The 26,634-nt window shown below is 34.2% G+C and carries 30 protein-coding genes and 4 tRNA genes; 18 read left to right on the top strand and 16 right to left on the bottom strand.

Going from position 1 to position 26,634, the window contains the following annotated elements; genetic code table 11:
* The first annotated feature begins 20 nt into the window (after nt 1–20).
* The 8 genes from GOQ17_RS12190 to GOQ17_RS12225 all read left to right on the top strand — a co-directional run bounded on the left by GOQ17_RS12190 (nt 21) and on the right by GOQ17_RS12225 (nt 3,626).
* The gene (locus tag GOQ17_RS12190) at nt 21–767 is read left to right on the top strand and encodes a UDP-2,3-diacylglucosamine diphosphatase (RefSeq protein WP_159637778.1); all 747 of its coding nucleotides are present in this window, start codon (nt 21–23) and stop codon (nt 765–767) included.
* Nucleotides 758–1,321 (top strand): Crp/Fnr family transcriptional regulator, encoded by a 564-nt coding sequence (locus tag GOQ17_RS12195; RefSeq protein ID WP_159637709.1) that lies wholly within the window; start codon nt 758–760, stop codon nt 1,319–1,321. Before GOQ17_RS12190 ends, GOQ17_RS12195 begins: the two co-directional genes overlap by 10 nt.
* 72 nt (nt 1,322–1,393) lie before the next feature.
* Nucleotides 1,394–1,723 (top strand): DMT family transporter, encoded by a 330-nt coding sequence (locus tag GOQ17_RS12200; protein WP_149915097.1) that lies wholly within the window; start codon nt 1,394–1,396, stop codon nt 1,721–1,723.
* Between the two features lie 78 nt (nt 1,724–1,801).
* Nucleotides 1,802–2,875 carry a peptide chain release factor 1 gene (gene prfA, locus GOQ17_RS12205; RefSeq protein WP_159637711.1) on the top strand — a complete coding sequence of 358 codons (1,074 nt, stop codon included), beginning with the start codon at nt 1,802–1,804 and terminating at the stop codon, nt 2,873–2,875.
* A gap of 73 nt (nt 2,876–2,948) precedes the next feature.
* Nucleotides 2,949–3,022: transfer RNA gene (locus GOQ17_RS12210), tRNA-Asp, on the top strand.
* A gap of 132 nt (nt 3,023–3,154) precedes the next feature.
* A tRNA-Asp gene (locus GOQ17_RS12215) sits at nt 3,155–3,231 on the top strand.
* 130 nt (nt 3,232–3,361) lie between these two features.
* A tRNA-Asp gene (locus tag GOQ17_RS12220) sits at nt 3,362–3,435 on the top strand.
* A gap of 117 nt (nt 3,436–3,552) precedes the next feature.
* Nucleotides 3,553–3,626, top strand: a tRNA-Asp gene (locus GOQ17_RS12225).
* 54 nt (nt 3,627–3,680) lie between these two features.
* Here GOQ17_RS12225 and GOQ17_RS12230 read toward each other — a convergent pair.
* Nucleotides 3,681–3,917: a (4Fe-4S)-binding protein gene (locus GOQ17_RS12230; RefSeq protein ID WP_159637713.1), complete on the bottom strand. Its 237-nt coding sequence runs from the start codon at nt 3,915–3,917 to the stop codon at nt 3,681–3,683.
* Nucleotides 3,918–4,080: 163 nt separating this feature from the next.
* Here GOQ17_RS12230 and GOQ17_RS12235 point away from each other — a divergent pair, with 163 nt between their 5' ends.
* Nucleotides 4,081–4,896 carry a helix-turn-helix domain-containing protein gene (locus GOQ17_RS12235; RefSeq protein WP_159637715.1) on the top strand — a complete coding sequence of 272 codons (816 nt, stop codon included), beginning with the start codon at nt 4,081–4,083 and terminating at the stop codon, nt 4,894–4,896.
* 1 nt (nt 4,897) lies between these two features.
* Here GOQ17_RS12235 and GOQ17_RS12240 read toward each other — a convergent pair whose 3' ends face one another.
* From GOQ17_RS12240 to GOQ17_RS12250, 3 genes are all read right to left on the bottom strand, one after another.
* Nucleotides 4,898–5,503 carry a DUF417 family protein gene (locus tag GOQ17_RS12240; protein WP_159637717.1) on the bottom strand — a complete coding sequence of 202 codons (606 nt, stop codon included), beginning with the start codon at nt 5,501–5,503 and terminating at the stop codon, nt 4,898–4,900.
* 67 nt (nt 5,504–5,570) lie between these two features.
* Complete coding sequence (locus GOQ17_RS12245; protein WP_159637719.1) at nt 5,571–6,401, bottom strand: helix-turn-helix domain-containing protein; 831 nt, start codon at nt 6,399–6,401, stop codon at nt 5,571–5,573.
* Nucleotides 6,402–6,443: 42 nt separating this feature from the next.
* Nucleotides 6,444–8,909: a TonB-dependent receptor gene (locus GOQ17_RS12250; RefSeq protein WP_236537143.1), complete on the bottom strand. Its 2,466-nt coding sequence runs from the start codon at nt 8,907–8,909 to the stop codon at nt 6,444–6,446.
* A gap of 172 nt (nt 8,910–9,081) precedes the next feature.
* Here GOQ17_RS12250 and GOQ17_RS12255 point away from each other — a divergent pair, with 172 nt between their 5' ends.
* The gene (locus GOQ17_RS12255; protein WP_159637723.1) at nt 9,082–9,489 is read left to right on the top strand and encodes an ATP-binding protein; all 408 of its coding nucleotides are present in this window, start codon (nt 9,082–9,084) and stop codon (nt 9,487–9,489) included.
* 16 nt (nt 9,490–9,505) lie between these two features.
* Entirely contained in the window at nt 9,506–9,910 is a 405-nt protein-coding gene (locus GOQ17_RS12260; RefSeq protein ID WP_236537144.1) for a hypothetical protein, read from the top strand.
* A 62-nt stretch (nt 9,911–9,972) separates the two neighbouring features.
* Here the strand turns inward: GOQ17_RS12260 and GOQ17_RS12265 are convergent, their stop codons facing one another.
* Entirely contained in the window at nt 9,973–10,434 is a 462-nt protein-coding gene (locus GOQ17_RS12265; protein ID WP_159637727.1) for a helix-turn-helix domain-containing protein, read from the bottom strand.
* Between the two features lie 664 nt (nt 10,435–11,098).
* On the opposite strand from GOQ17_RS12265, the gene GOQ17_RS12270 reads away from it, so the two are divergent.
* Both GOQ17_RS12270 and GOQ17_RS12275 read left to right on the top strand, forming a co-directional pair.
* Entirely contained in the window at nt 11,099–11,911 is an 813-nt protein-coding gene (locus tag GOQ17_RS12270) for an RNA polymerase sigma factor (RefSeq protein ID WP_159637729.1), read from the top strand.
* Between the two features lie 11 nt (nt 11,912–11,922).
* On the top strand, nt 11,923–13,017 hold the full coding sequence (locus GOQ17_RS12275) for a hypothetical protein (protein WP_159637731.1): 1,095 nt from the start codon (nt 11,923–11,925) through the stop codon (nt 13,015–13,017).
* Between the two features lie 184 nt (nt 13,018–13,201).
* On the opposite strand, the gene GOQ17_RS12280 is transcribed toward GOQ17_RS12275, so the two are convergent.
* Nucleotides 13,202–15,436 (bottom strand): S41 family peptidase, encoded by a 2,235-nt coding sequence (locus GOQ17_RS12280; RefSeq protein WP_159637733.1) that lies wholly within the window; start codon nt 15,434–15,436, stop codon nt 13,202–13,204.
* 398 nt (nt 15,437–15,834) lie between these two features.
* Here GOQ17_RS12280 and GOQ17_RS12285 point away from each other — a divergent pair, with 398 nt between their 5' ends.
* The 5 genes from GOQ17_RS12285 (at nt 15,835) to GOQ17_RS12305 (ending at nt 18,916) form a co-directional block, all read left to right on the top strand.
* Complete coding sequence (locus GOQ17_RS12285) at nt 15,835–16,131, top strand: helix-turn-helix domain-containing protein (RefSeq protein ID WP_159637735.1); 297 nt, start codon at nt 15,835–15,837, stop codon at nt 16,129–16,131.
* Between the two features lie 159 nt (nt 16,132–16,290).
* The gene (locus tag GOQ17_RS12290; RefSeq protein ID WP_159637737.1) at nt 16,291–16,518 is read left to right on the top strand and encodes a plasmid mobilization protein; all 228 of its coding nucleotides are present in this window, start codon (nt 16,291–16,293) and stop codon (nt 16,516–16,518) included.
* A gap of 94 nt (nt 16,519–16,612) precedes the next feature.
* Nucleotides 16,613–17,527 carry a relaxase/mobilization nuclease domain-containing protein gene (locus tag GOQ17_RS12295; protein WP_149912927.1) on the top strand — a complete coding sequence of 305 codons (915 nt, stop codon included), beginning with the start codon at nt 16,613–16,615 and terminating at the stop codon, nt 17,525–17,527.
* A 5-nt stretch (nt 17,528–17,532) separates the two neighbouring features.
* Nucleotides 17,533–18,192, top strand: a complete 660-nt coding sequence (locus tag GOQ17_RS12300; protein WP_149912926.1) for a hypothetical protein — start codon at nt 17,533–17,535, stop codon at nt 18,190–18,192.
* 265 nt (nt 18,193–18,457) lie between these two features.
* Entirely contained in the window at nt 18,458–18,916 is a 459-nt protein-coding gene (locus GOQ17_RS12305; protein ID WP_236537145.1) for a JAB domain-containing protein, read from the top strand.
* 137 nt (nt 18,917–19,053) lie between these two features.
* On the opposite strand, the gene GOQ17_RS12310 is transcribed toward GOQ17_RS12305, so the two are convergent.
* From GOQ17_RS12310 to GOQ17_RS12355, 10 genes are all read right to left on the bottom strand, one after another.
* Nucleotides 19,054–19,599 carry a TlpA family protein disulfide reductase gene (locus tag GOQ17_RS12310; protein WP_149912925.1) on the bottom strand — a complete coding sequence of 182 codons (546 nt, stop codon included), beginning with the start codon at nt 19,597–19,599 and terminating at the stop codon, nt 19,054–19,056.
* Between the two features lies 1 nt (nt 19,600).
* Nucleotides 19,601–21,208, bottom strand: coding sequence for a bifunctional metallophosphatase/5'-nucleotidase (locus GOQ17_RS12315; protein WP_159637739.1), 1,608 nt, complete (start codon nt 21,206–21,208; stop codon nt 19,601–19,603).
* Between the two features lie 6 nt (nt 21,209–21,214).
* Complete coding sequence (locus tag GOQ17_RS12320) at nt 21,215–21,628, bottom strand: DoxX family protein (protein ID WP_149912923.1); 414 nt, start codon at nt 21,626–21,628, stop codon at nt 21,215–21,217.
* Between the two features lie 65 nt (nt 21,629–21,693).
* Complete coding sequence (locus tag GOQ17_RS12325) at nt 21,694–22,047, bottom strand: hypothetical protein (RefSeq protein ID WP_159637740.1); 354 nt, start codon at nt 22,045–22,047, stop codon at nt 21,694–21,696.
* A 21-nt stretch (nt 22,048–22,068) separates the two neighbouring features.
* On the bottom strand, nt 22,069–22,368 hold the full coding sequence (gene trxA, locus GOQ17_RS12330; protein WP_149912921.1) for a thioredoxin: 300 nt from the start codon (nt 22,366–22,368) through the stop codon (nt 22,069–22,071).
* A 7-nt stretch (nt 22,369–22,375) separates the two neighbouring features.
* Entirely contained in the window at nt 22,376–22,561 is a 186-nt protein-coding gene (locus tag GOQ17_RS12335) for a DUF6132 family protein (protein ID WP_149912920.1), read from the bottom strand.
* A 66-nt stretch (nt 22,562–22,627) separates the two neighbouring features.
* Entirely contained in the window at nt 22,628–23,332 is a 705-nt protein-coding gene (locus GOQ17_RS12340) for a DUF2490 domain-containing protein (protein WP_159637742.1), read from the bottom strand.
* An 8-nt stretch (nt 23,333–23,340) separates the two neighbouring features.
* Complete coding sequence (locus GOQ17_RS12345) at nt 23,341–23,661, bottom strand: rhodanese-like domain-containing protein (RefSeq protein WP_159637744.1); 321 nt, start codon at nt 23,659–23,661, stop codon at nt 23,341–23,343.
* Nucleotides 23,662–23,686: 25 nt separating this feature from the next.
* Nucleotides 23,687–25,144, bottom strand: coding sequence for an MBL fold metallo-hydrolase (locus GOQ17_RS12350; protein ID WP_159637746.1), 1,458 nt, complete (start codon nt 25,142–25,144; stop codon nt 23,687–23,689).
* A gap of 5 nt (nt 25,145–25,149) precedes the next feature.
* Nucleotides 25,150–26,538: an MBL fold metallo-hydrolase gene (locus tag GOQ17_RS12355; protein ID WP_149912916.1), complete on the bottom strand. Its 1,389-nt coding sequence runs from the start codon at nt 26,536–26,538 to the stop codon at nt 25,150–25,152.
* Nucleotides 26,539–26,634 lie beyond the last annotated feature (96 nt).

Here is a 26,634-nt window from a genome sequence, read left to right on the forward strand (position 1 = left end):
TTTCGGTATTTTTACCGCTTATGCAAACAAGAAACAAGATATATTTTGCTTCCGATTTTCACTTAGGTGCTTATCCTTTAGAAAAATCCGTTGAACGCGAAAAAGTTATTGTGCAATGGCTAGATGCTATCAAGCATGATGCTAACGAACTATATTTAGTTGGTGATATTTTTGATTTCTGGTTTGAATATGCAACCGTAGTTCCAAAAGGTTATATCCGTTTCTTAGGGAAATTGGCAGAATTAGCCGATTTAGGAATCAAGCTTACTTTCTTTAAGGGTAATCACGACATGTGGATGTTTGGGTACTTAAAAAAAGAATTGAACGCACGAATCATAGACAATGAATTAATCTTGAATCTTGATGGAAAATCATTCTATATCCATCATGGTGATGGATTAGGACCTGGAGATGAGAAATACAAATTCTTAAAGAAGATTTTCAGAAGTTCACTTTGTCAATGGTTGTTTGCAAGATTGCATCCAAATTTGGGAATCGGCATTGCGACACGCTGGTCTAAACATAGTCGTGTATCGAGCAATGCGCCTGAAAATTTTTTAGGAGAAGATAACGAATGGCTGATTCAATACAGCAAGGAAGTCTTGAAAGCACAGCATTACGACTATATGATTTATGGCCATAGGCATGTTCCTTATGATATACTCGTAAATAATAGTACGCAAATCGTGAATCTAGGTGAATGGATTAATCACCGAACGTATGCAGTTTGGGATGGGGACAAATTATCTTTGCAACAATGGAGTTAAGCAAAGGACTTGAGTCTATCTATCCATTATCTGCTGAAGAACTGGATAAAATCATTGCGATATCAGAGAAAATAAAGCTCGCAAAGAATGAAATTTTGATTCAGCAGCAACACATTAATAAATACATCTATTTTCTCGAAGAAGGCATCTGCAGAATCTATTATCCTAAAGAGCATAAAGAGGTTGTTTTAGACTTTTGCTTTCCAGGAGATATCATATTGCCCCTCAATAGCTATATTCACTCCTTACCTACATACGAAATCGTCGATGCGCTTGCGGATTGCTCTGTTTACCGCATTTCAATAGCAAGACTTCATGAATTATATGAAACTTCACTGCCCATTGCTAATTGGGGAAGAAAATTAGCTGAATTAGAAACCTTAAAAATCGAAGAAAGACTCATGCAAAGTCTTTTCAAATCCGCATCCGAACGCTATGCTGATTTATTGCAAAAAGCACCCAAGCTTTTGCATCATATTAAACTTGGTTACATCGCTTCGTACCTCGGTGTTACGCAAGTGACTTTGTCGAGAATCCGCGCTGAAGTAAAATGATTTTTTATCATTTGTAAAAATTTATTTCTTCTAAAAATCTGACCTTTGTTTCATAACAATAAAAGAAAAAACATGAATTGGATTTTTTTGATTTTAGGAGGGTTATTCGAAATTGGTTTTACCACATGTCTTGGTAAAGCCAAGGATGCCACGGGCAATGAAAGTTTAGCATGGTATGGTGGATTTGTAGTCTGCTTATTCGCTAGTATGGGTCTCTTGATTAAAGCCACACAAACATTACCGCTAGGAACAGCATATGCAGTATGGACAGGCATCGGCGCAGTAGGCACTGTGCTTATGGGTATATTTTTCTTTAAAGAGCCGGCAGACTTTTGGCGTATATTCTTCATATTTACTCTAATTGCATCTATTGTAGGCCTTAAAGCCGTATCAAGTCATTAAGAAATCCTGCTCAATTAATATAAATTTTCTGTAATTTTGCCATTCCCAAGGCAAATAAGCCGATAGGATTTAAGAATTATGTTAGAAAAATTACAAGCTATTAAAGAAAGATGGGAAGAAGTGGAAGCTGAATTAAGCAAACCAGAAACCATCTCTGATATGAAACGTTTTGCAAAATTGAACAAGGAATACAAAGACTTAGGCAAAATTGTAGAACAATACCATATTTATAAAAACATTGTTAGCAATATGGAAGCTAACAAAGATATTTTGGTCAATGAAAAAGACCAAGAATTACGTGAAATGGCAAAAGAAGAACAGGATCTTCTTTATGCTCAAAAAGAGGAAAAAGAAGAGGAAATACGCCTAATGCTTATTCCTAAAGATCCTGAAGACAGTAAAAATGCCATTATCGAGATTCGTGGTGGTACAGGTGGAGACGAAGCTGCAATTTTCGCTGGTGATCTTTACCGTATGTACACTCGTTATTTTGAGAAAAAAGGATGGCGTAATGAGGTAATGGATGTTACAGAGGGTACTTCTGGCGGCTATAAAGAGGTTATCTTAAAAGTTATAGGTGAAGATGTCTACGGACAATTGAAATATGAGTCTGGTGTACACCGTGTACAACGAGTTCCTGATACTGAAACACAAGGACGCGTACACACTTCGGCTGCTTCGGTAGCAGTATTACCAGAGGCAGAAGATGTAGACGTAGAATTGAATCCTGGAGATATCGAGATGCAAACATCACGTTCAGGTGGTGCTGGTGGTCAGAACGTCAATAAAGTAGAAACAAAAGTACAATTGACACACAAGCCTACTGGAATTGTGGTAATTTGTCAAGTTGAACGTTCCCAATTAGCAAACCGCGAATTGGCAATGGAAATGCTTCGTAACAAACTTTACGAAATTGAATTGAACAAAAAGAATGGTGATATCGCCGCTAAACGTAAAACTTTGGTGTCAACTGGAGACCGTTCAGCAAAAATTCGTACATATAATTACCCACAAGGTCGTGTAACCGAACATAGAATTGGTTTGACTATGTACAACCTTCCTGCGATTATGGATGGTGATATTCAGGAGATTATCGATGCATTGCAATTTGCGGAGAATGCAGAGAAGATGAAAGATGGTGCAGTAGAGTAATTTTTTTTACAAAAAAGTTTGTTTTTACGCAAAACAGCCCTATATTTGCACACCTTCAAAGATGAAGGGATTAGGTCTGGTAGTTCAGCTGGTTAGAATACATGCCTGTCACGCATGGGGTCGCGGGTTCGAGTCCCGTCCAGACCGCAAAGAGAAAGAAAGAGTTCTTTCATCGTTCTGAAAAATATTGAAAATAATTTGGTCTGGTAGTTCAGCTGGTTAGAATATTCCGAGTATCGGAAGAGTCGCATGTCTGAGTCAAAGATTCAAAACAAAAATGGTCTGGTAGTTCAGCTGGTTAGAATACATGCCTGTCACGCATGGGGTCGCGGGTTCGAGTCCCGTCCAGACCGCCAAATTATTTCGAAGATTTCAATCGTTCTTTAAAAGCATTAAAAAAGATTTTAGTTCTGATGACTTAGCTAGTTAGAATATTCCGAGCATCGGGAGAGTCGCTTGTCTGAGTCAAGAAAAAAAAACAAAAATGGTCTGGTAGTTCAGCTGGTTAGAATACATGCCTGTCACGCATGGGGTCGCGGGTTCGAGTCCCGTCCAGACCGCTAAAATTCTTTTTTAAATACAACAATTAAAAAACTTAGGTCTGGTAGTTCAGCTGGTTAGAATATTCCGAGTATCGGAAGAGTCGCTTGTCTGAGTCAAAGAGTCTAAACAAAAATGGTCTGGTAGTTCAGCTGGTTAGAATACATGCCTGTCACGCATGGGGTCGCGGGTTCGAGTCCCGTCCAGACCGCAACAAAAAGGTTATTCATTTATTTGAATAACCTTTTCTTTTTTCTTCCAAATTTTACAAATCTTTACTGTCATTCAATTCAAAACTTAAAGCCCCTGACGGGCATTTGATAATTTGCTCCTTTAATTCCTCTACTGTAGCATTCTCTGGATTACACCACGGCCTTTCTTTAGGCTTATATACATCTGGAAGCATACGTACACATACACCGGCATGAATGCATAATTTGGGCTTCCAAAGAATTATAATTTCACCATTAGGGTGCGGGTATTTTACGGTTGCTTCTGACATAATATTTCATTTTAGTTTCTATTGAAGTTAATGAATTTTATTTCAAAAAAAAAGGTGAGTTGAATACTGTATTTAGGGGATGAAATGATAAAGTAAAGATCGGAATGCTTAATTAAAATTTAGTTTGGATATTTTGTATATTAGGATATCTTCAATAGATAAAATGAAAAACAAAGAAATCACAATTAAAGATAAAATTAAGTTGAATACGCTTTTAAAAGTTGCTGAATTTGAAAATAACAAAAGGCAGACTCAAGCTCACAAACATAATGGTTATTTGGAATTGGTATTGCTAACAAAGACTAGTGGCAAGCACATAATTGATGGTAGAGAGCATATTGTAAAAACTCCCTGCTTACTCATAATTCAACAGAACAATGTACATCATTGGAGTCTTAACGCACCGGTTGAAGGATATGTGCTGTTATTGAAAAAGGCTTTTATAGATGAATGTCTAGATCTTGAAATTACGCAGCTTATTCACAAAATCACAGCTTTAGATATGCTCTATTTACAAGATTCATATCCACTTCAAGAGATATTTCGAATCTTATCCTGCGAAGATAACAGAATCTGTCAAGAAGGATTGCTACGAATAATACTATCCAAAAGCTTAGAGAGCAAACAGCAAATATCTTCACCTACTACCCTTTCTTTGGATTTATTTAAAAGATTTAATGTGTTATTAAGTAATAATACAACCGTAGTGAATAATGTTGCACATTATGCTTTGCTATTGAATACAACCCCCCAAAACTTAAATTCTATTTGTAAAAAACATACCAACAATACTGCATCTAAATTAATAGCTGAACAAATATTAAAAGAAGCGAAACGATTGCTAATATATACAGAAAGTACAATTGCTGAGATTGGTTATTCTCTTGGATTTTCAGACAAGTCCAATTTCACAAAATTCTTTAAAAGACACGAACAGATAACTCCACAGGAATTTAAAAATCAGAGATTGCACTATTAGTTTATGCACTTTTCAACCACTGCTTTGCAGATTCAGACGCAATTATTAACCCAGCGCCCATCATTATAATATCTTTTAGCACCAATCTTCCTGCTCCAGAAAGATATGGAAAACCATAATGTGGCGTCGGAAAGTCTCCTCCCAAATTGGGGACATAAACTTCTGGTGTAGTTATCAAAAAAGAGAGTGTAACGATAGACATCCCAAAAGTCAATATTCCTCCCCAGAATCCAATTTGTGGAAACCAAATTCCGAGTAATACTAAAACCCCAATAATACAAATAACTAATCCTAAGCCGTAAGAAAATAAATAAGTTCCATTTTCCGAATGCCAATCAATATTTTTCTGTACGACTAAGCCCTCTGGGTTTTTATGTAGGTTATATTCTTTTACCAAAACACCCTCTTTATTAACAGCCATTGCGTCTGATTTGGCAAAGAAAAAACTCATAAAAGGGCTATTTATTACAAAAGGAACAATACCATCTGCCTCATATTGAAAAGCTTTCAATCCTCCAATCCATGCCATTACGATAAATATAGCGATACGTAAAAAATGAGTGAAAGACGTTGTCGATTGCGTAAAAAATATAAGTATAGATTTCATAAGTCCTAAATATTAACGAAAGGCTAAATTAGAACATTCGTAAAGCTTCTTAAATGGACAAAAAAAATCAATCTATGGACTTTTCTGCAATTCCAGCTATGCCCACTTCTTCTCTGAACTTCTTAGGGGAAACACCAACATGTTTTTTGAAAAATCTGCTAAAATAAAAGACGTCTTCAAATGCTAATGTTACAGCTATTTCTTTAATACTTTTATAAGTAAGATGTAGTAATTTTTTAGCTTCAAGAATTAATCGCTCTTGAATTAAGACCAACGGTGATTTTCCATACTCTTGCTTCACCCGCTTGCTAAAACTATTCACATTCATATTATAATAATCAGCATAAAACTGAATTGACCTTTGCTGAATAAAATTTTCATTGATCAAATTGCGTAAATCGCTAAGAGAATTATTACTCGTATGGATATATTCTTGCCTATGTACTAACATTTCCCTATTGCACAGTGCTAATATCAATTGCAAATAGGCCTTCATGATGGACAGATCAAAAGATGCTACTGATTGTTGAATCTTTTCTACTTGTTCTAATAATATATGTGTTTCTTCGAAAAACTGTGCAGTCGTATCAATTAGTGGACGTTCAAAAATATTGTTGAATAATACACCATTGCACGCAACTTCTTTCTTGTGGTATTCGATGCAGTAAAAATCAGCATGAAACTGTAGTACTTTAACAATAGAATTTGGTAGTAATTTTACGTTTAACAACTGATAAGGTGTCAAAAATAATACTGTAAAATCAACAGTCTTATACTCTACAACATTTATAGAAATGGATTTCACATACTTCAATAAGATAACATAATAATAAGGATCATTGAGCTGAATGTGACCAGCAGATGAATCATAATCGTAAATCCTTATACTTTTGTGCATGTTTTTATTGATGAGTATTCATAATGCCGCAAAAGATAAGAATTAAAACTCTTTCTCACCAAATTCACTTTTTGGTAATTTAATCAAGTCACCCAGTTTTTTAAGATTAATATTGAAGTTTATTAAGAATACATTCTTCTCATAAATGTAATTCGTAGTGGTAAAAAAGTCTGGTGACATTGTCGTAATACGCTGTTCATTTACACCCCAATTACCCAATTCAATAAATCTCCATTGCAACTGAGCAGTCACTGCTCCTTGCATAAAACCTTTACTCACATTCAAATGAGGGGTAAAGAAGCGACTATCAAAGCCTTGAACTGTTGGTCTCTCGGAAATGTAATTCACATGCAAACCTGCGCTCCAAAGTTTCGGCAAAGTTGCTTGCAATCCACTATTGAACGAATACACCCAATCCTGATTAGATAATTTTTCTTCATAATCCAATACTTTACCCGAAATACGGTATTGGTAAATATTAACACCCGCATTGAATTTGAATATATTAGATATTTTCAATTCGCCACCAAGTTCTGCGCCCCATCGATCCGAAAAATCTGCATTTGTGAAGACGCGATGTAAAATTGTGTCAGCATACACCGAGTTAACACGTTGCAATGGATTCTTGCTGTGTTGATAATATGCATTCGTAAAAACAGAACCTTTGTTGAACATTTTTTCCAATCCTAATTCCACATTCGTCACGAATTCTGGTAACAATTCAGGATCCCCCCTTTCTAATGTCTCAGAGTGTTCTCTTTCTGGTATTGGGTTGAGTTCAAAATTATTATTACGGTGTACGCGTCTTGAAGCCGCAAATCGCCAAGCCCAACTTTTATCCAAATTGTGCTTCAAGGAAATAGTCGGATATAATTGATGTATATCGTACGGATACTTTTCTCCTGTGTGATTCAACAGCAAATCACGTTCGTAATATTCATAGCGTAAACCTAAAGCATAGTTCAAACGATCGGATTTTCCTTCATACTGCGAGAACAATGCATGAACTTTATTATTAGCTTTTAATTGTCCTGTAAACTCTGGGACTAATTCGAAATTATTCAACCCAGATGTTGAGTTATAATATTTAAAATCTCCATTTTGTTTATCATTCCGCAATTGGTATCCCGATGAGAGAAAACCTTCACCAATTTTCCAATTGTGCTCCAATGATAGGCGATATCCTTTCAAAGGGTTTGTATAGGTATTTGTAGCCCACTGTACCGTATCGATTTTATTTTCGATATTGCCGTTATTGGTCGAGCCATAAATATTTGCATGCTCGTAGGCTACACCTACTTTTAACTTATGAATTGGATTAAGACTGTACTGATAAGAGAAATCCATTAAATAAAATTCGCCTTGCTTATTTTGCAAATTGGGATTAAAATAATCTACCGCATGAATTTGATTTCCTGATGTTAAATCAATTGATCTGTTTTTATAGTAAATATCTGCTACACGATCTTGGTATTTTCTAGAAGCTAATAAGCCAATATTGAATTCGTGTTGCGCTGATAATGTATATGTACTATTTATACGTGCTCCAAAATTATATTTATCAAAGCTACGTTCGCCTTGTGAAGGAAAATAAGTTTTTTTATTGCCAATTATGGTGTTTACATCACCATCCCTAAAACCCGCATTATCATTGCGTAAATAATTTGCTGAAGCTTGGACAGCCAATTTATCCTTGCGATACTGCAAAGAAATGTCTCCACCATAACGTTGTTGTGCGTATACATTATCGTAATCCTTGACACTCGGTAATCCTCCTTGTAAGTTTAAAACCCAAGCCAATCCATTACCAGTACCCTTCTTGGTCACCAGATTGATAATACCTGCTTTACCATCTGGATCAAATTTTGCTTGTGGATTACTGATATATTCGACCTCTACAACATCATTTGCTGCAATCTGATTCATCACAGTAGCTGGATCCAAAAACGAAGGTTTGCCGTTTATCAAAACTATTAAACCTGCATTGCCTCGCATACTAATTTGCCCATTGCCATCCAATGCTACTGATGGGAGATTTTTAACAATATCCAAAGCCGTACCTCCAACAGCATTTTGGTATTGACTAGCTTTATAGACTTGTCGATCACTTTTTTGTTGTTGATTTGGCAATTGTGCAGTTACATTAACAGCATTAAGTTCTTGTTCAGCAATTTGAAGATATATTGGGGATAATGACAGGGATTTATAATTTTTAAAATTTATAACAGTGTCCTTTTGCATATAACCAATGAATTTAACACGTAGGATATAGCTTCCAACTTTTACTTTATCAAATTCAAAAGTACCTTTCGAATCTGTCATTATTCCATCGATTACTTTTTCATTATGATCAAGTATAGCAATACTTGCATGGGCTATTGCTTCGTTAGAATGAGCGTCTAAGATTTTGCCTGTCAATTTTGATTGTTGTGCAAAAACAGTATTGAAAGCACAAAGAAGTAAAAGGATAAAGTATGTCTTTTTCAAAATAATGTAGATTTTTCCCAAATGTAATAGGCTTTACTAAAAATTGAATGTATAATGTGAATAATACCACACAATATTCAAATGTACCACATGTAATACCTGAAATGAATCAAAATACTAATCCAGCAAATCGAGTAGGAAGATAGGGAGTATTTCCCTATCTGTCCTCTCACACCTTTGTTCAGGAAAAACAATGCTAGCGGCAGGATTGGCTAAGGATGCTGTAAAGGCCGGGTATCATGTATACTTTAGAACTATGGAAGAAATAGTCTCTACCTTAAAAACCAAGGACTTCGTAAGTTCGCAAACAGCAGAATACAAAAAGATGGTACGAGCTAACCTAATCATTATTGATGATGTTATGCTTTTCCCTTTAGAAAAAAATGTTGCAGTTGGCTTCTTTAATTTTATTAATCAAATATATGAATCAACATCTATTATCGTAACCACTAATAAGAAACCAACTGAATGGGCTAAAATGCTCGAAGATGAGGTGATTGCAACGGCACTCTTAGATAGAATTTTGTTTCGGTGCGAAGTCATAAATCTAACAGGAGAAAGCTATAGATTGCAGAATAGAAAATCATTCTTGGACAAATAAATTTTATAGCATACTTTTGAAATGGATTGTGTATTTATTATTGCCAAATATGTTGCACTCCAAATTACCAATTTTGCTGCATTCTTATTTTCCATTTACAGCCATAGCTCCTACAACAAAAATTCAAATTGTTAACGGTGATCATAAGCCTTTACTCGATTTATTATTGCAATTAAGAGAACTAGAAAATCCTATTACAAAAAGAACCTATCTATCTGGAAGTCCAGATACATGGGCATCACTAATTTCCAATTACTTCGAATATAGTGAAAACAATATATCCAACAACAAGAAAGATTGTAGTATCAATTGGAATACTATTCGAAATTATTTTTTAGATAAAAGTGGAACTGAATTAATGAAATCACAAAACAGGGAAAAATACTTTCACATTAAAGAATCTAATAGATTATATAAATAGATTAGTCAACCAATAAATCCTATCTTATCGAAAAGATTAATCAATTAAAACATTAAATAAATCTAATTATCTCCCATCATCTTTTTGACCTCATTAGTAAGGTCTAAAACTGCCTTACTCAATTCTGCAATGGATTGAGTTTTAATACGGTCTTCTTCAATGAACTTCTCTAATAATGCGACTAATTTATCGGAACCATCATTATTAAATGTGGGCTGTGTATGTTGGCTTGAATTAGTGGAATTATCATTAAAAGTATGTGAGTGTTGAATATTATAAATTACATTTTCGTCTTTAAATGATTTCACAAATTCTGGAGTTACTCCAAGAGCTGCAGCTAATTCATCCAGTAATGGTTCGTCTAATGCCACCATATTTTCAAAATCAGAAATTCGTTGCTGAGAATATTTACTACGGCAAAGTTGTCCGAAAGCCTCTTGCTTGATTCCCTGAATCTCTCGTATACGTTTAATATTGTGACCGATATGCATGGTTTCGTTTTTTTCTTTAAAAGTAGTGTTCATATTCAACGAAAATTAAAGTCTGGTTTTTTACCGGTAAATCAGTAGAATACCAAGCCTGTTAATATAATGTAATAAAATATCTTTGGTTTAAAGTTACGGATTATTGTGACCAACAGCAATAGCTGGATATTCTTTGATGTATGGATATTGATATTTAATATATAAAAAATATTGAGGCAGCTTGTGAAGCCATGTGGTGAGGACTTATTGTTTCTCATCAAATCAATTTATTTGTAATACACAACGTCCTAGTGGTAACACTTTAAGCAAAAGGTTAAGTAAAATCACAATGGCTATTTGAATAATTTATGATTTGAAATGTAAACAACTTTAAAGAATATATTAAATAACATTAATTGAGGCTACTTGTGGCGCCGTAGGGTGAGAGCACGACTACTCACTAAATTCTTTAATAGTAATGCACAACGTTCTTGGCGACACCTATATTCGGGGAAAGCATAAGATTTGTTCCTATCAAAAGAAACACAATGGCGATTCTCATGTTAGTATTAAGAATTTATAATACCTCTATACCTATATTATCAATATCCCCTCATTTAGATTCTATTCAGTTTAAAGATAAACCCAACATTCGATCTTAGTTTCCAAAAAAATCCGTTAAGACCGCTAAGATCAATGTTGGTTATAGATTATTAGTAAACCTATGAAGAAGATTTTAGATAAGCGAGATGTCCAAGGATTTGTCACCCTATTACAGCAAGGGAATGAACGTGGATTGAATTTTTTCTATCAACGATTTTATAGTTATCTATTTTTCAAGACACACCGCGCAACACAAGATGATTGTGCTGCGGAAAGCATTGTGCAGGAAGCGTTATTACGACTATGGCTATTTCGCGAGCAAGTGAAAGACGTAGAAGATGTTTTAGCCTTTTTAAAAGCTCAAATAAAAATCGCAATACATGCATTTTATCATAAAAGTCAACATAAATTTAATAGAAGTTTGTTGCGATTAGATGGTATTGAGGATTATCAAGAATTTCTATTAGGCTACGAGATTGAAGAAGAAATTGAAGTAGATCTCATACATCTGGAGAAATTAGAGGAGGAAAAGCAACATCGATTAAATCAAATCAATAGCCTGTTAGCAAGTCTCAACCAAGATCAGCAGATGTTTATTAAGTTATGCTTGAAATATAGCTTCAACTATGAGCGGATTGCTTATTACTTGGGAGGAATCTCCGATTATGATGTTAGCCTGCAAGTTGAAAGAACAATTGATACCCTGCGATCTATAATTAACAGTTCTCAAAAAATGGACATTATTGGTAGATCATCTAAGATTACTATTCAGGGAGAATTTAATGAGCAGCAATCTCAAATATTTCATATGCGGTATGAACTACAAATGTCATTTGAACAAATCTCTGAATCACTTAATCTAAATGGGGTAATGGTGAAGAAGCTCTTTATAGAAGCGCACGCTAAAATTAAAACTCAAAAGAAATCATCTTAAATGAAATTGTTATGGAAAGGGATACAATAATTTTAACAAGGAAAGTTCAAATCTTTATAGATTGTGATGATAAAGATCAACGGTCGGCATATTATCAGCAATTATTCGATTGGCGAGATATGGTATTTCGTGGTGCGAATATCGTCATGACACACCATTATGTTCAGGAACAAATCAAAGACTTAATTTATTTAAAAGATGAAGTAAAGGTAAAATTAGCAGACTTCAAAAAAGATCCTGATGGCATTTTTACTTCATCTAAATTGAATACTACATATCGTATTCTCAATTTATATTTTAAAGGACAGTTACCTTCCAGAATTATTTCTACGATGAATATGACATTGAACAGGGTGTACAATTCAGAGCGCTTAGCATATTGGAAGGGTGATAAATCTTTAAGGAATTACAAAAAAGATATTCCTATTCCATTTGGTGGTGATCTAGTTAAATTGGGTAATGATGAAAAGCGAAGAGATTTTAAATTCACACTTTTCAAAATACCTTTTCGCACTTACTTGGGTAAAGATAGATCAGACAAAAAAGTTCTTTTACAACGTGCTCTTGTTGGTCAAATAAAAATATGCACTAGCTCCATACAGATTATCAAAGGCAAGCTTTTTCTTTTGTTAGCATTAGAGCTTCCAAAACAAGTACATATACTTAAAGAGCATATTATTGCAGAAGCATCATTATCTATTGAACATCCAATAACAGTAATCATTGAAAAAGATAATTTTCAAATCGGTAGTAAAGAAGAATTTCTATATCGCCGTATGGCTATTCAAGCTGCAAGACATAGAGCACAAAAAGCAGCAGCGTTTAACAAAGGAGGACATGGTCGTACTAAAAAACTGAAAAGTCTAGATCATTTTCAAGAGAAAGAACGGCGCTATATAGATAGTCGTTTACATATGTATAGTCGAAGATTGATTGATATCTGTGTTAAATCTGGCGCAGGAACATTACTATTAGTTAATCAAAATAATAAAGAAGAAGTTGCCAAAGGAGATGTATTTTTATTGCGTAACTGGAGTTATTATGGACTGATCGAAAAGATAAAATACAAAGCCGATATGGCGGGTGTAAATGTGATTATGGAGTAAGATTAAACTTGGGAGTCGCAACTTAATATAGTGACAAAACTCTGCAATTAAGAATAAGCGAATTATAAACTATCTATCACAGATAAAACAATAAACCTCGCTTAAACGAGGTTTATTGTTTTTGATTTTTATCTTTTAGAAGAAGTTCTGCAACAGTTTTAATTGTTATAGGGTTGCATTAATTTTATTGATTTATAATTTCGATTGCTTTGTTTAAAACTTCGTCTTTACCCAATCTAATTCCCTCAATTGTTGGTGTCACAATAATATCGGGTACTATTCCAATACGTTGTGTTTCTCTTCCGTCTGGATAGTAAACTCCGATTCCTGAGATCATTGTTCGCAAGCCACCCGGTAATAAAATTGTAGAAACATTTCCGTCAGCTCCTGCGGTTGTACTTCCTATTATTACAGAATTTTTTGCAGCACGGAATGCCATTGCAGTATATTCCGCTTGACTTTGTGACTTTTCATTTATGAGTACAACCAATTTTCCTTCAAAATTTTCTTTTTCATTTGGAATTTCAAGGGGTTGAGTAAATGTGAATTCTCCAGGATTATTAGGATTTCCTTGTGTAAATTTTACAAATTGAGTAGGTTCAGATAAAAAATATGACCCTAATTTAAAAGGAACAAAAGTTGATGGATAATTTCTTATATCAATTATAATACCTTTGGTAGATTTAAACGATTTTTTGATTTCAGGAATGTCTTCTTCTTTGATGTTTGCCAAAGTGATGTAACCAATATTACCATGTAAAATCTTAAAACACTTTTCATCTTTGTTTACTTTGTACCAATTGTACATATTCAACTGTTTCCTGTCGTATAAAGGCACATCGTGTTGTTTCTTTTTATTTTCAGATATATAGTTTAGGCTAATTGTATTTGATGTGGAACGCAATAAATCAGCCGAAATATCTCTTAGCATAGCAGCTTCATTTGATGAAGGATAATAACTTTTTAAGCTATCTAAAATAGGCTTAACAGGCTTATTGTTTATATGCGTAATTATATCCCCAACTTTTAATTTTGATCTTTCAGAAAACTCAGGATTATAATAATCAACTACTACATATTTATTTTCAACAAACTCCGCTCTGAAAGGCGCAAAATTATTACCTCTTAATTCCATTATCTTGTCACCACCTCCCCATAGATTTGCGTGTGTATCGTTTATTTCTCCGATTAGTTGAAGTGCAACAAGTTCGTATTCTAATTCATTTTTAGCATTAATGAATTTAGGAATATATTCTTTTAAAACTAAATCCCATTTCTTATCTGTCAAATGTTTGTTAGGAAAGAAATATTCAATCATATTCCAATACTTATAAACAGATAATAACCTAAATCCATCATCAGGAAAAAGCATGTCGGAATAAGGATTCTCATTAGTAAAATCAGGACTCCCTACATTTGGATGCAGTTTGATGTAATAATTCTCTCCTTGATTTCTATTTTTATAAATTTCTTTTAATGATTTTTTTAACGTTGTTGTTAAATTTGAATTTTCAATCCATAATAAATTAGGCTTTAAAACGGCATCATTTGATGTTGATTTACATTCCTTACATATAGGTAAATTACCATATTTATTAATCCAGTTTGAAAGAATGTTATCTCTCTCTTGATTATTTTTTACTTTTAAATAATCAGGTAAGATTCTAAATAATTCATAATCCCAATTATAATATCCTTTTGCTATTTCAGGATGATTATATTTCAAGAATCCCCAAATTCTTCCTAACAATTCTAAATTATTTATGGTTTCACTGGTTAAATAAGGAAAAGTAATATTTGAGCTTTTGTCAAATTCTTTGTCTTTATCTGCTGGTAGAATCACTTTTGTATAGATTTCAAGATTTTCATTATTTAAATCTTTTCCATCTATGGAGATTTTTAAGTTGTCAATCCACATTTTACCTTTACCAACTAATAAACCACCTAAAACTATTTTGTCCGTTTTTTCGGGTATAAGAGGTAAAGTTATTTCATATTCTTTCCAATCTGTTGTTCCTGTAATTCCTCTACTATTCATATTGTCAAATCCGACTTGTGGATCAATACGTATCCACAATCCAGCATAACCATCTGTTACATTTTCCGTTTTGATAAATCCTTTTAATTGAATTGATTTGCCTTTATAGTTATGTGGTAGATTAATTGCTATAGCTTTATAAGCTGATATTTCAGAATTATTTTCAATAACTACAGAATTCTTTCCGTTTTTTGCAATAGTTGAGTCAATATAAATTTTATAATCTTTACTACCAAAGTTTTCCCATCTTGTAGGATAACCATTTTCATTTTGTTCAAAGTCAAGATTTAGTTTTTGCATTTCTGAAATCTTAAGGTTTTGAGAACACCCAATTAGCGGAAATAGGAAAGTGACAAATACGCTTACTATTAATTTTGTCATATTGTTTTTGTTTTGATGTCTGTGAAATGCTTGACTATAACAATTGGTTTTACGAAACTAATATACAAAAAGTTTCACTAAACCATTCTTAATGACATATTTCGCTATATATACCGTCTCATTTCATAAGCCGCATATTTATAATATGTATAAAATAAGTATAGGTTGTGTATAGCGAAACAAAATTAAATTCCAACATATAGTTGTTTTAGGGATAGCGAAATAAATTTGAAAAAGTCAGTTTGAGCTTTTAGTACAATCTAATTCTGAAAATCCCCATAGAGTTTAATGTTATGGGGATTTTTGATTTCTGTACTTCTCAACTTTGACAATGTTAATTCACGCGAAGAAAGTAGCTACGACTTCGAACTTATTATATTAATAAAACAGAACTAACTATGATTCAATTAGATCAAAACATCCTTAAAGAATGTATTCGCGAGGCTATCAAAGAAGAATTTCAACTTATTATTGCTGATCTGCGAAAAACAACTTCAACTTCTGAACAACAAGCTTCTCAAAAACTGCTGACAAAAAAAGAAATGGCTGATGAACTCGATATTTCTCTTGTTAGCCTTACAGATTGGATGAAACAAGGTCGAGTTCCTTATATGCGTTTGGGTAAACGAATATATTTCAAAAAGCAAGAGGTCATTAATTCAATGGCAAACTTTCATCATAGAAAAAGCAGGTAAACAATGTACAACAGCAGATCACTTTTCATAGTGACTTATTCAAATTAATTATTTGCAAGATGTGTTTACGTAAAACATTCTTCTTCGATACTCGAAAAAAGAATGCCTTACATAAACTATCCCGTTGGTCTTCATTACTAACAATTTTAAAAAAAAAATATGAAAAATAGAATCATTAAAGACAAGCTTATTTCATTGAGACTTGATGAAAAAGAATATAACAGAGTTATAAAGTTAGCTAGTATAGCTAATCTACCCATTTCAACTTATGTAAGAAAAACTGCAATTTCTAAGGAAATCAAACCTCGATTTACGGCAGATGAAAAAGCCTATTTTCAAAACTTGTCAGCTATCGGTAACAATATCAATCAGCTTAGTAAATATTAAAACTCAAAGAATGGTAAAGTAGACGATTTGACTCATCAAAGATTACTGAACACACTAGATCACTTAGACAATCTAGTCAATAAATTACTCGATCATGGTAGCTAAAATAATCCTTAATCATGCTTCGGGCTTTGGTAATATTTGCGCCTACACGATGGATCGTGAAAAAGCTAAGATTATTCATACAGAAGGTATTCGTTTAGGATCATCACAGTTTATTGCCGAACAATTAAACATGTATGCTAACTCTAATAACCGAGTAAAATATCCTGTCGGACATATTGTTCTGTCCTTTTCAAAGGAGTTGAATGGAAAACTATCCGATAACGTACAAAAATTCATTGCGATGGACTATTTGACTAAAATGGATATAAAAAACACAGCTATTGCAATTGTTGCTCATTCAGATAAATCACATCCACATGTACATATTTTGTACTCGAAAAATGACTTTAATGGTCGAAAAATCAACGATTCACATAGTAAGTTAAAATCTTTAAAAGCTGTCAATGAATTAAATATCAAATATGGACTTAAAAACGAACGGATTAATTCTCCTTTTACGGACAGTAAATCCAAGTACTATATCGCCAAGAAAGAGCTAAAATATGCTATTCACAATGCTATTCATGGAAAAAGTAAAGTTGGAAATTGGAATGATTTACAGAAGTTGCTAAACCTAAAAGGTATTCATACTGAATTTAAGACCAAAGGTAATTCAAATGAAATTCAAGGCGTATCCTTTTCGAAAGATGGTTTTAGATTCAAAGGTTCTGAAATCAGCAGAGAATTCTCTTTCTCTAAAATTGAACAGACTTTTCAAGATACTAAAGAAATTTCAAACTCACTGAGCAACATTTCTTCAGTTATAACAATAGCATCAGAGTCCTTTAAATCTAAAGAGCAAAATCAAGTCCTCAATCTAATTTTTGATCTAGCCTCTGGTATCCAAGCGGAACAAGAAAATGAAAATCAACAAAAAAAGCGTAAAAGTAAATTGAAATATTAAAAACTATGGAACAAATACAGCAAAAATTAATAGAAATAGAGATCTTAATGGACACTATTAATAAAGAACTATTGAACTTATCTCCTGACATAACAGCGAAAAATGAGCAAACAGCGAACCTTAACAAATCTTTAATTGAAAATTTGAACGTGCTAAAAGATTTAATCGTTAGTAGAGAGAAAAATCTAAATAGTTTCCTACAAGCTTTAGGTCCTTATTTTCTAACCATTGACCAATACAAAGGAATTGCTCCGGCTATCGAAAATATCATAAATGATTCTATCGAGAAATTAGAAGTCAAACGTAATTCTTTAATAGACTCAGTATCTGCTATTCCTGAAAAAACATTGGTTATAACCAAGCATACACTTGATTATAAATCTCTAAGTGTAATATGCATTTTCTCATTTTTATTTTGTGGAATACTCTTTTGCTTTGGTCAAATATGGATACTTAATAAAAATTTAGAGCAATCAAATTCTTTTGAAGTTAAGTACCGAATGCTCAATTTAGAATATCCATTAGTCGCCAACACCTTAGATTCTATATACCGAAGAAATCCTGAAAAAGTGGAAGAAACAGTGATTAAAAAAGAAGAAGAACAACGATTGAGATGGAGTATCAAAGAAAAGCAACGAGAGATTAGAGAGTTACAAGACGATTAATTCTTAAAAGACTTTAGGCATCGAGCCTAAAGTCTTTTTTTCTTCAATTAAATTAATCGCCAAGTTACTTCGTCTGTCTGACATGCTCCATCCCTCAAATTCCTACACACCCAATAAAAGAGTTCAAAAAATGGGTATCCATTCTTGGTGAATGGAGCCTCCTTCACTTCGTCATTTTTATCCTGTTTTCTTTTGCTTAGTTAGCCTTAGACTCGTAAGCCATTCAGCGTTAATTCAATTTTCAATTCATTTAAAATTTACAAACATGAAAAAGAACTTTATCGCTAATGAACTAAAATTAAGCTACCACAGAAACCCTAAATTGTCCACTGAAAATTTCAAATGCATCAACAACTCTAGATTAATAGACAAAACATTCCGTATGATCTGGGATATGGACGAATTGGAAATTAGAGAAAGTTTTTATGCTTTATATTTCAACACTAAGCTTGATGTTGTTGCCTATAGAAAAATAGCCGATGGTGGCCTCGATGCTGTGATGGTCGATATGCGATTGATTATGTCTTCTGCACTATTGTGTAACGCTACACGAATAGCTGTTGCGCATAACCACCCCTCTGGAACCATGACACAAAGTTCTGCTGACAGGGCTTTAACAAATAAAATCATCGAAGCAGGTAAAGTCTTAGATATACAGCTATTAGATCATATCGTACTAACTTGTGATAGATACCATTCATTTAGAGACGAAGGAGAATTTTGATTAAATATTATATTCAATCGAGATTAGGATAATACGAAAATCGTATTATCCTAATTTATAATTAAAACTTATAATGTATCGCCGCCATTTCCGAATGTTTAAATTGTATTACCTTAATTTCAAACATTTGAAAATTGCTATTCATCCATCAAAGACTGCAAAGCTTCCGCAATAGCGGGTGTTGAATAATCTCTTCCTCCCTCTAATCGAACATCGATATTTCCTTTTTTGTCTAGGATAACCGTAGTTGGAATTGCTCCCGCTAAGAAACTCGAAGGAATTTCAGAATTTGGAACATATAAAGGCATATCTAATTTACGCTTATTCATGAATTTTGAAGCACTTTTAATGTTATTGTCTACGTCAACTAATAAGAAGACAATATCCTTATTGTCTTTGAATTTATTGTATAATGTCTGAATAGAGGGCATTTCTTCAATACATGGAGGACACCAAGTAGCCCAAAAATTGATAAATATAGCTTTTCCTTTCAAATCGTCTAAAGTCACTACTTCTCCCTTTTCATTCTTAAAGGAAATTACAGATTGGGTTGGTTCAACATTAGCTGCCGACACTTCTTCTTTTGTGGTCGTAGTCTTTGCCCTATTTTCAGCTTGACCGCAGTAGACGAACACGAATGACGAGAGCACTGCGACAAGACCTAATTTTAATCTTTTTCTCATATTATCTAAATTTATAACCTACTTCTAGTACTTCTGAAAAGTAATTTGCATCCAAATCAACTGCTATTGCGCGACCTTCCACGCGAGGATTTATTACTTTATTTATTTTTAAATATTCCACAATAGCTTGATGCAGCGTAAAATCTTTAATCTCTACATTTTTTGCATTCGGCATCCGACACAATACATGCAAGGGCTCACCTGTACGATTACAAGATGCCATAGTATATTCTTTATTCAAAACAATTGGTCTCCCTTTTATCTCTACGGTCAACAAACGAGATCCCATTTCTTTTGAGCTATCAAATGTTATTTTCATACCTGCAAAACGTAGGAACCAACCACCAAAACGCTCGTTGGCATTCTTAGCAAAAACATTATTCAATTCTTTTTCGAGCCAATTCCAAATCTGTTGACCACTGACTCTACCAATTTTCATTTTTTCATCCACAGGAATCATACGCCATAAATCTTCACGCGTGATGGCTTGCTTACCATTCTTCTCAGGAACAATCGGAACACCAAAACGGAATCCATTCGAGATAGCAATATCGGCACCTGATTTCCACAATAATGCATCCGTGATAAAATTATCCATCGGATTCTCAACAACCAAATAACGATAAATTGGGGTGGAAGTGTAACCAATTATTTCCTGCATTTGCGAATGATAAGGATTGGTCAACGAATCAACAATCTGTTGTATGTGTTTATCCGCTTTATATTTTTTAGGATTAACCTCCAGCAACTCGTAATTGAAATCTGCTATTTTCCGGTTTTTAATTTTCAAATCTAATTTCCCAACGAAAGAACCAAAAGAACCCGGCTCCAATACCATTGCATATTTTCCCTTGATAGGTTGACGGACACGCTCGTGTGTGTCGCTTCCAAAAATAAAATCTACCCCATCTACCGCAGGATTATTGGCAAGCATCAGTTGCTTGGATATACCTATATGTGCGACTATAAAAAGTAGATCGACTTGTTTCTCTTCACGTAAATGTGTAATTAGTGATTTCAAATTTGCTTCTACTTCCGTAAACAAGATACCTTCACTAAACATTGGGTTCTGACGAATCGGAATTTCAGGGTCATTGTACGCAATAAAACCAATTTTCAAACCTTGCTTTTCCGTAATCCAGTAAGGGGGGAACAAGGCGGAATTGTCGGTTTCGTGATACATATTGGATACAATTACAGAAGTTTTGTATTTGGTCATAATATCCATCATGACTTGCTTACCGTAAATTACTTCCCAATTTCCTGGAATCATTAAATCGTAGTTCATTTCATTCACAATAGTTGGAAATATTGCACCTTGGCTAAGTACACTTTCTCCACTCCCTTGTATGAAATCACCTCCGTCAATCAAGAGAGTACCATTTGGATTATCATTACGAACTCCTTCGACCAAGGTCTTGATATGTGCCAGCCCTCCCGCTTCACGAAACTTTACCTTACCTTTTTCCACAAAAAGCTCATTGTGCTTATTTAGATACGCATGCAGATCTGCTGTTTGTAAGATTGTGATTGTTGTGTCTTTGCTTTTTGCCATAGCGATGGAGATACTAAGAAAAGAAATGAATATAATAGTTAAAATTCTGAACATAGTTATTTATTTTTTAAAATTAAATAGTGAGTAAGCTTCTGTATTGTTCAATATAAAAAACAATAATCCACCGCCAATAGCGACATTTTTCCATAATGGACCGTGCAATAATCCTGCATCGCTCTGTATAATTAATGTGATAGGAACTAGAATTAAAAATAAAATTAAGGCTGACCAACGCGTATATATACCTAATAAAAAAGTAATCCCAAATACAATCATCGCATAGCCCGACATACGCACTTGTGATTCCAGCGAAAGGAACTTTTCTAATAATTCGACAAATGGAGATTGTTGTAGCCGAGCTACAGTTTTAGACGTGTTTACTAGATGTGAAATACCTGCATTGATAAAAATACCAGTAACAGCCACACGAAGTATTAAGATGGATAATGGAGAAACTCCTTCTTTTTCTTTCATTATAAAGTGTTTTAAGATTTATTATTATTGAATACTACTTGCAAGAAAATGCACCGCATTCAATACTAAATCCTAAATTGCTGAAAAAGAATATGGAGTGAGTTGAGGTAAGGTTTGTGAAGTAATGCTAAGTAATCTTTTACTTGATAACTTGCTAATAATTTTTCTGAAGCTACAAATTGATTGCTGTGTGAAGGAATGATTCCTTGTAAGGAAACTTCCCGCTTTACTTGTTGGGAAGTAAATTCTGAAAAATTACAAATGGTATGGCTAATCTTAGCTACCGATTTACCATCTGCAACAAGAATGCCCCAAGATTGTTTTAAAGTTTGCTTAGCAAAACAAGGCAAACACAACATTACCATTAGCAGTACTAGACCGCTAAAACGTAAGATAGTATTCCATTTGCCTTGCATCACCACTAATATAAGCTTTTACTTTTATACATGTTGATTAATCAACGCTGTCAATTCATCTCTTTGACCTACACCCGATTTACGCCAAACAACTTCACCTTTTTTGAAAAGCACCAAGGTTGGTACCGAACAAATGGCATATTGTCCTGCTAAAGCATTGTTTCTATCTACATCAATTTTAATAATATCTGCTTGCTCGCCTAGCACATCCTTAACTTCAGACAATATAGGAGCTTGCATTTGACAAGGTCCGCACCAAGTCGCAAAAAAATCTACCAATACGGGTTTATCTTGATTGATAATATCTTGAAACGATTTACTCATAATCTTCTTATTTAAAATTTGAAAACAATAATCCGCCCATCATCGCACCATATAACGTGCTGATATAGGGATTAGCTGTAATAGCGCACGTACCATTGACGCAACCTACATATTTATAATATAGAAAACCGCCTAATGCTCCTAATAGAACACCTACTATGGTCATGCCATATTGTTTTATAAATAATTCCATCTTTATTTTTTTAAATATGTAATAAATTAAGAAACTCTGCAAACCTAGTCAGTAACAAAAGTTACACTAATGAATCTGATAATACAGATTTACAAACGCAACATGTTCGGTATTAAATATGTTTTTCTTCGCTTTGTACCTTTCAATCCAGATATAGCCGATTTCAGATTTTAGATGAGGTGAAATTCTAATTTCATTCATCAGTTGAACACGATTATGGTCTATAGGATTCTTGCCAACTTTTCCTATTGGATTTACTAATAGTTCTTCCGAAAGGGATAAACTATAATTATCCGTAATTTGTGCTTTCAGCCCTATACGATTTCGAGCACGTAATACATAACGATTGTCGGATGTAAAATGACGACTTTCTACTGCTGCACGATTAGAGATTTGCCAATTTTTGGCAATCGATTTTTGCCATTGCCCTGCAGCTGAAAATCGAATTTCGCGACTATCTTGCACATAATCTTCTTTACTCAAATCATTTTGGCTATGCGAAAAATAGGCAAATGGCGATAAAGAAACATTAAAATCACTTCCCAAATTACGATGATACCACCATCTGAAAGATTCCAACAATGGCTTTTGAACACCTACGTTACTTTCTCTTAAATTTTGCCTGCGGTATTGTATTTCCGTATCCAGTTTATTAAACTTGTCAAAAGAATAGCCAACTGTCGCTCTCCCCCACACACTATATTCCCCTTGCGCATGAGCGACAGATAAACTAACCAATACAACTATTCCTGTTAAAATACCCTTTAACATAAAGCAAACTAGATGCTTTCCACAAGCGATTTCAATGCACGCCAGCCACCACCATTATGTACCTTTTCAAAACCTTTATTTTGTAGTATACGCATCGCTTGGCCACTTCTATTACCACTTTGACAGAAGACTACAATATTCTTTGATTTATCCAGTGAACCCAATTTGCTTTCTAACTCGCTCAATGGAATGTTCTTTGCGCCTTTTACCGTACCACCATTAAATTCTAAAGGCGTGCGTACATCTATTAGTTGTGGATTATTTTTCACTAATACCTCTTTTAAAGCTGTATCATCATTTGAAAATATTCCTTTAAATATTGATAACATAACTATTATTATTAAAATGACACTACTATTCGCTAACCAGTTTATTCCCCAACTTTTTCCATTCATTGACACCTCCATCATAAACAGTAATGTCTGTAAAACCCAAACTTTCAAAAAGTGAATAACCAATAGCTGCACGAGCTCCACTTTGACAATGAATTAGGATCGGTTGATTTTTATCTAGTTTTGACGCTTTCTCTTTTATTTCAAGCAAAGGCAAATTTGCTATACCAGCAATATGTCCTTCAGCGTATTCTTTAGCTGTACGGATATCCCAAGCTTGTATGCCTCTTCTCTGCACAGCTTTTGTCAAGTCTTCAGCTTTAATATATTTAATTGACTTCAAGTGCTCAGACGAAATATCGTTTACCACGCCTAACACATTGTCAAACCCTACACGCATCAACTTATGTGCTAATGCCTTCTCGTTGTCCTTTTCTACTATAAATACGACTTGGTCCTTATGATTTACTAATTGTGCAAACCAATTATTGAATCCTTTATTCAACTCAACATGGATAGTATTCGGATGAAATCCCTTTCCTACTTCTTTGCGAACGCGTGTGTCGATTACTTTTACCCCCTTACCAATCAGATTTTTTATTTCCGAAGCATCAATTACTGCATATCGGTCATCCACCAACTTACAATATGTCCCATCACGATTCCACTCTTTCATCAACTTGAAATATGGAGGAGGAACAACTTGATCTGCCAATATGTATTTTATAAATTCAGCTTCTTTACCTGAATATTGTAGAGCAGGATTAGTCAATTTTTCAGCCTTCAATGTAGAAAATGGAATATTGCTCAACGTCTTTCCACAGAATGAACCTGCACCATGACCAGGCCATATTTCCAAATCATCAGGTAGCTTTCTGAACTTTTCGATACTGTGATAAAGCGCTGCAGCAGAAGCTGTAGAATTTGTATCACCCTCTTCGTATTTCTCTAATAAATCAGGTCTCCCCACATCACCTACAAAAAGAAAATCCCCTGTAAAAGCTTTTATTGGATTAAGCTTATTGGCATTCGAATACAGCAAAAAGCTAATACCCTCTGGCGTATGCCCCGGAGTATGCAGCACTTGGAGAAAATATTCTCCAAATGCCAACTTATCTCCTTGTTTCAATGGTAGATAATCAAATTTATATTGCCATTCCGCAGGTCCCTCTTGAGACAATGCTAACGTTGATGCAGTCAATTTTGCTAATTCACGCGCGCCACTTAGATAATCGGCATGAATATGTGTTTCGGTAACGAATTTCAAATTAGCGTCATACGCACTCAATGTATCGATGAACTCTTGTACATCTTTACGTGGATCAATCACAATCGCTTCCTTTGATTGGTTATCAATCAGGATGTAACCACTTTGCGAAAGACCATCTTCATATAGACGCTTTAGGATAAGATCTTGCGCATGAAGGTTAAAACCTATCATCGACAAAATCAAACTCATTCCGAAAATTAAATTTCTCATAAATATTATTTTAAGGGTTTATTATTAGTCATCCATTCTTTCATGCCTCCAGCATAGTTTCTCACCGACTCAAAACCATTTTTCTTCAAAATTGAATACGCTATGGTTGAACGGTCACCTGCCTGACAGTGAATCACGATATCTTTTGATTTATCTAACTTATCCAAGTTCGACACTAGCGTTCCTACAAAAGCATGTGTAGCACCTTCAATATGTCCTGCAACGAATTCTTTCTCATTCCGCACATCTACAACTTGAACATTATCTTCTTGAATAGCGGCCTCAAATTGATCCATATCAATCACGTTTGCTGTTTGCAACTCCATGCCCAAATCTGTTACAGAATCAATAAAACCATATATATTATCCAATCCTATACGCATCAACTTGCGTGTGATATCTTCCATAGCTGATTCATCCGCAATAAGCACAAATGGAACATCGTAGCTAAGCACCCAGCCCATCCAGTTAGCAAATGAATTGTTGCCTTGGATATTTAATGAATTAGGCAAATAACCTTTGGCAAATTCTACTTTATTACGTGTATCCATCACCAACATACCTTCTTGATACACTTTCAAAAATTCTTCTTTTGATAATTTTTTATGTTGAGGTACAGTAGTCAATAAAGGTCTATCCACTTTATTCAACTTCTTCATCATCGCAAAATACTTCGGCGCTTCGGGCTGACCATCTAATAAATCTTTTGTGAAAGATTCTTCGTTATCACCATATTGCAACGCCCAATTTCTGATTTTTTCGTAACCTACTGTTGTACTTGGCACAGCTCCTAAAGCTTTACCACAAGCCGAACCTGCTCCGTGACCTGGCCATACTTGTACGTGATCTGCTAAACTCATAAAGCGTTTGATCGACTCGAACAATTGTTTAGCACCTTTTTCTTGTGTACCTGTCATACCAGCTGCTTTTTCTAACAAATCTGGTCTGCCCACATCCCCTACGAACACAAAATCTCCCGTGAACAACATAATAGGTTCTGCTGTCGCTGGATGATCTGTCAACAAGAAACTAATACTTTCAGGTGTGTGACCTGGTGTGTGCAACACTTCTAATGTCAAATTACCCAAAGTAATCACATCTCCATGTTTCAATCCTATGTGTGCAAACTCATATTGCCAATCTGCACCACCTTCATCTGATAATAATAATTCAGCCCCTGTTAAAGCTACCAACTCGCGCGCTCCACTTAAGAAGTCTGCATGAATATGTGTTTCTGTTACTTTAGTGATTTTTAAATTATTTTGAGCCGCGATTTCTAAGTAAGTATCTACATCGCGCTTTGGGTCAATGACGATAGCTTCGCCTTTTGCTTGACATCCAATAATATAACTTGCTTGCGCTAATGTCTTGTCGTATATGTGTTGAAAAAACATAATATTTAAATTTTAATTGTTTACTATTTATTTACTTATTGATACAAATTTCGATAATGTACCTGTGCCTATCAGCAACTTTTGTTACACAAGGAA

Origin of the sequence: Sphingobacterium composti, from assembly GCF_009829075.1 — a bacterium.
GTDB lineage: Bacteria > Bacteroidota > Bacteroidia > Sphingobacteriales > Sphingobacteriaceae > Sphingobacterium > Sphingobacterium composti.

Bases quoted from the DNA above. Each gene is read 5' to 3' on its own strand.
- GOQ17_RS12200 (WP_149915097.1), top strand. From the start codon at position 1,394: ATGAATTGGATTTTTTTGATTTTAGGAGGGTTATTCGAAATTGGTTTT.
- GOQ17_RS12235 (WP_159637715.1), top strand. From the start codon at position 4,081: ATGAAAAACAAAGAAATCACAATTAAAGATAAAATTAAGTTGAATACG.
- GOQ17_RS12275 (WP_159637731.1), top strand. From the start codon at position 11,923: ATGGAAAGGGATACAATAATTTTAACAAGGAAAGTTCAAATCTTTATA.
- trxA (WP_149912921.1), bottom strand. From the start codon at position 22,368: ATGAGTAAATCGTTTCAAGATATTATCAATCAAGATAAACCCGTATTG.
- GOQ17_RS12340 (WP_159637742.1), bottom strand. From the start codon at position 23,332: ATGTTAAAGGGTATTTTAACAGGAATAGTTGTATTGGTTAGTTTATCT.
- prfA (WP_159637711.1), top strand. From the start codon at position 1,802: ATGTTAGAAAAATTACAAGCTATTAAAGAAAGATGGGAAGAAGTGGAA.
- GOQ17_RS12290 (WP_159637737.1), top strand. From the start codon at position 16,291: ATGAAAAATAGAATCATTAAAGACAAGCTTATTTCATTGAGACTTGAT.
- GOQ17_RS12335 (WP_149912920.1), bottom strand. From the start codon at position 22,561: ATGGAATTATTTATAAAACAATATGGCATGACCATAGTAGGTGTTCTA.
- GOQ17_RS12265 (WP_159637727.1), bottom strand. From the start codon at position 10,434: ATGAACACTACTTTTAAAGAAAAAAACGAAACCATGCATATCGGTCAC.
- GOQ17_RS12245 (WP_159637719.1), bottom strand. From the start codon at position 6,401: ATGCACAAAAGTATAAGGATTTACGATTATGATTCATCTGCTGGTCAC.
- GOQ17_RS12355 (WP_149912916.1), bottom strand. From the start codon at position 26,538: ATGTTTTTTCAACACATATACGACAAGACATTAGCGCAAGCAAGTTAT.
- GOQ17_RS12255 (WP_159637723.1), top strand. From the start codon at position 9,082: ATGCTAGCGGCAGGATTGGCTAAGGATGCTGTAAAGGCCGGGTATCAT.
- GOQ17_RS12285 (WP_159637735.1), top strand. From the start codon at position 15,835: ATGATTCAATTAGATCAAAACATCCTTAAAGAATGTATTCGCGAGGCT.
- GOQ17_RS12305 (WP_236537145.1), top strand. From the start codon at position 18,458: ATGAAAAAGAACTTTATCGCTAATGAACTAAAATTAAGCTACCACAGA.
- GOQ17_RS12345 (WP_159637744.1), bottom strand. From the start codon at position 23,661: ATGTTATCAATATTTAAAGGAATATTTTCAAATGATGATACAGCTTTA.
- GOQ17_RS12270 (WP_159637729.1), top strand. From the start codon at position 11,099: ATGAAGAAGATTTTAGATAAGCGAGATGTCCAAGGATTTGTCACCCTA.
- GOQ17_RS12300 (WP_149912926.1), top strand. From the start codon at position 17,533: ATGGAACAAATACAGCAAAAATTAATAGAAATAGAGATCTTAATGGAC.
- GOQ17_RS12350 (WP_159637746.1), bottom strand. From the start codon at position 25,144: ATGAGAAATTTAATTTTCGGAATGAGTTTGATTTTGTCGATGATAGGT.
- GOQ17_RS12280 (WP_159637733.1), bottom strand. From the start codon at position 15,436: ATGACAAAATTAATAGTAAGCGTATTTGTCACTTTCCTATTTCCGCTA.
- GOQ17_RS12295 (WP_149912927.1), top strand. From the start codon at position 16,613: ATGGTAGCTAAAATAATCCTTAATCATGCTTCGGGCTTTGGTAATATT.
- GOQ17_RS12320 (WP_149912923.1), bottom strand. From the start codon at position 21,628: ATGAAAGAAAAAGAAGGAGTTTCTCCATTATCCATCTTAATACTTCGT.
- GOQ17_RS12190 (WP_159637778.1), top strand. From the start codon at position 21: ATGCAAACAAGAAACAAGATATATTTTGCTTCCGATTTTCACTTAGGT.
- GOQ17_RS12230 (WP_159637713.1), bottom strand. From the start codon at position 3,917: ATGTCAGAAGCAACCGTAAAATACCCGCACCCTAATGGTGAAATTATA.
- GOQ17_RS12195 (WP_159637709.1), top strand. From the start codon at position 758: ATGGAGTTAAGCAAAGGACTTGAGTCTATCTATCCATTATCTGCTGAA.
- GOQ17_RS12240 (WP_159637717.1), bottom strand. From the start codon at position 5,503: ATGAAATCTATACTTATATTTTTTACGCAATCGACAACGTCTTTCACT.
- GOQ17_RS12315 (WP_159637739.1), bottom strand. From the start codon at position 21,208: ATGTTCAGAATTTTAACTATTATATTCATTTCTTTTCTTAGTATCTCC.
- GOQ17_RS12310 (WP_149912925.1), bottom strand. From the start codon at position 19,599: ATGAGAAAAAGATTAAAATTAGGTCTTGTCGCAGTGCTCTCGTCATTC.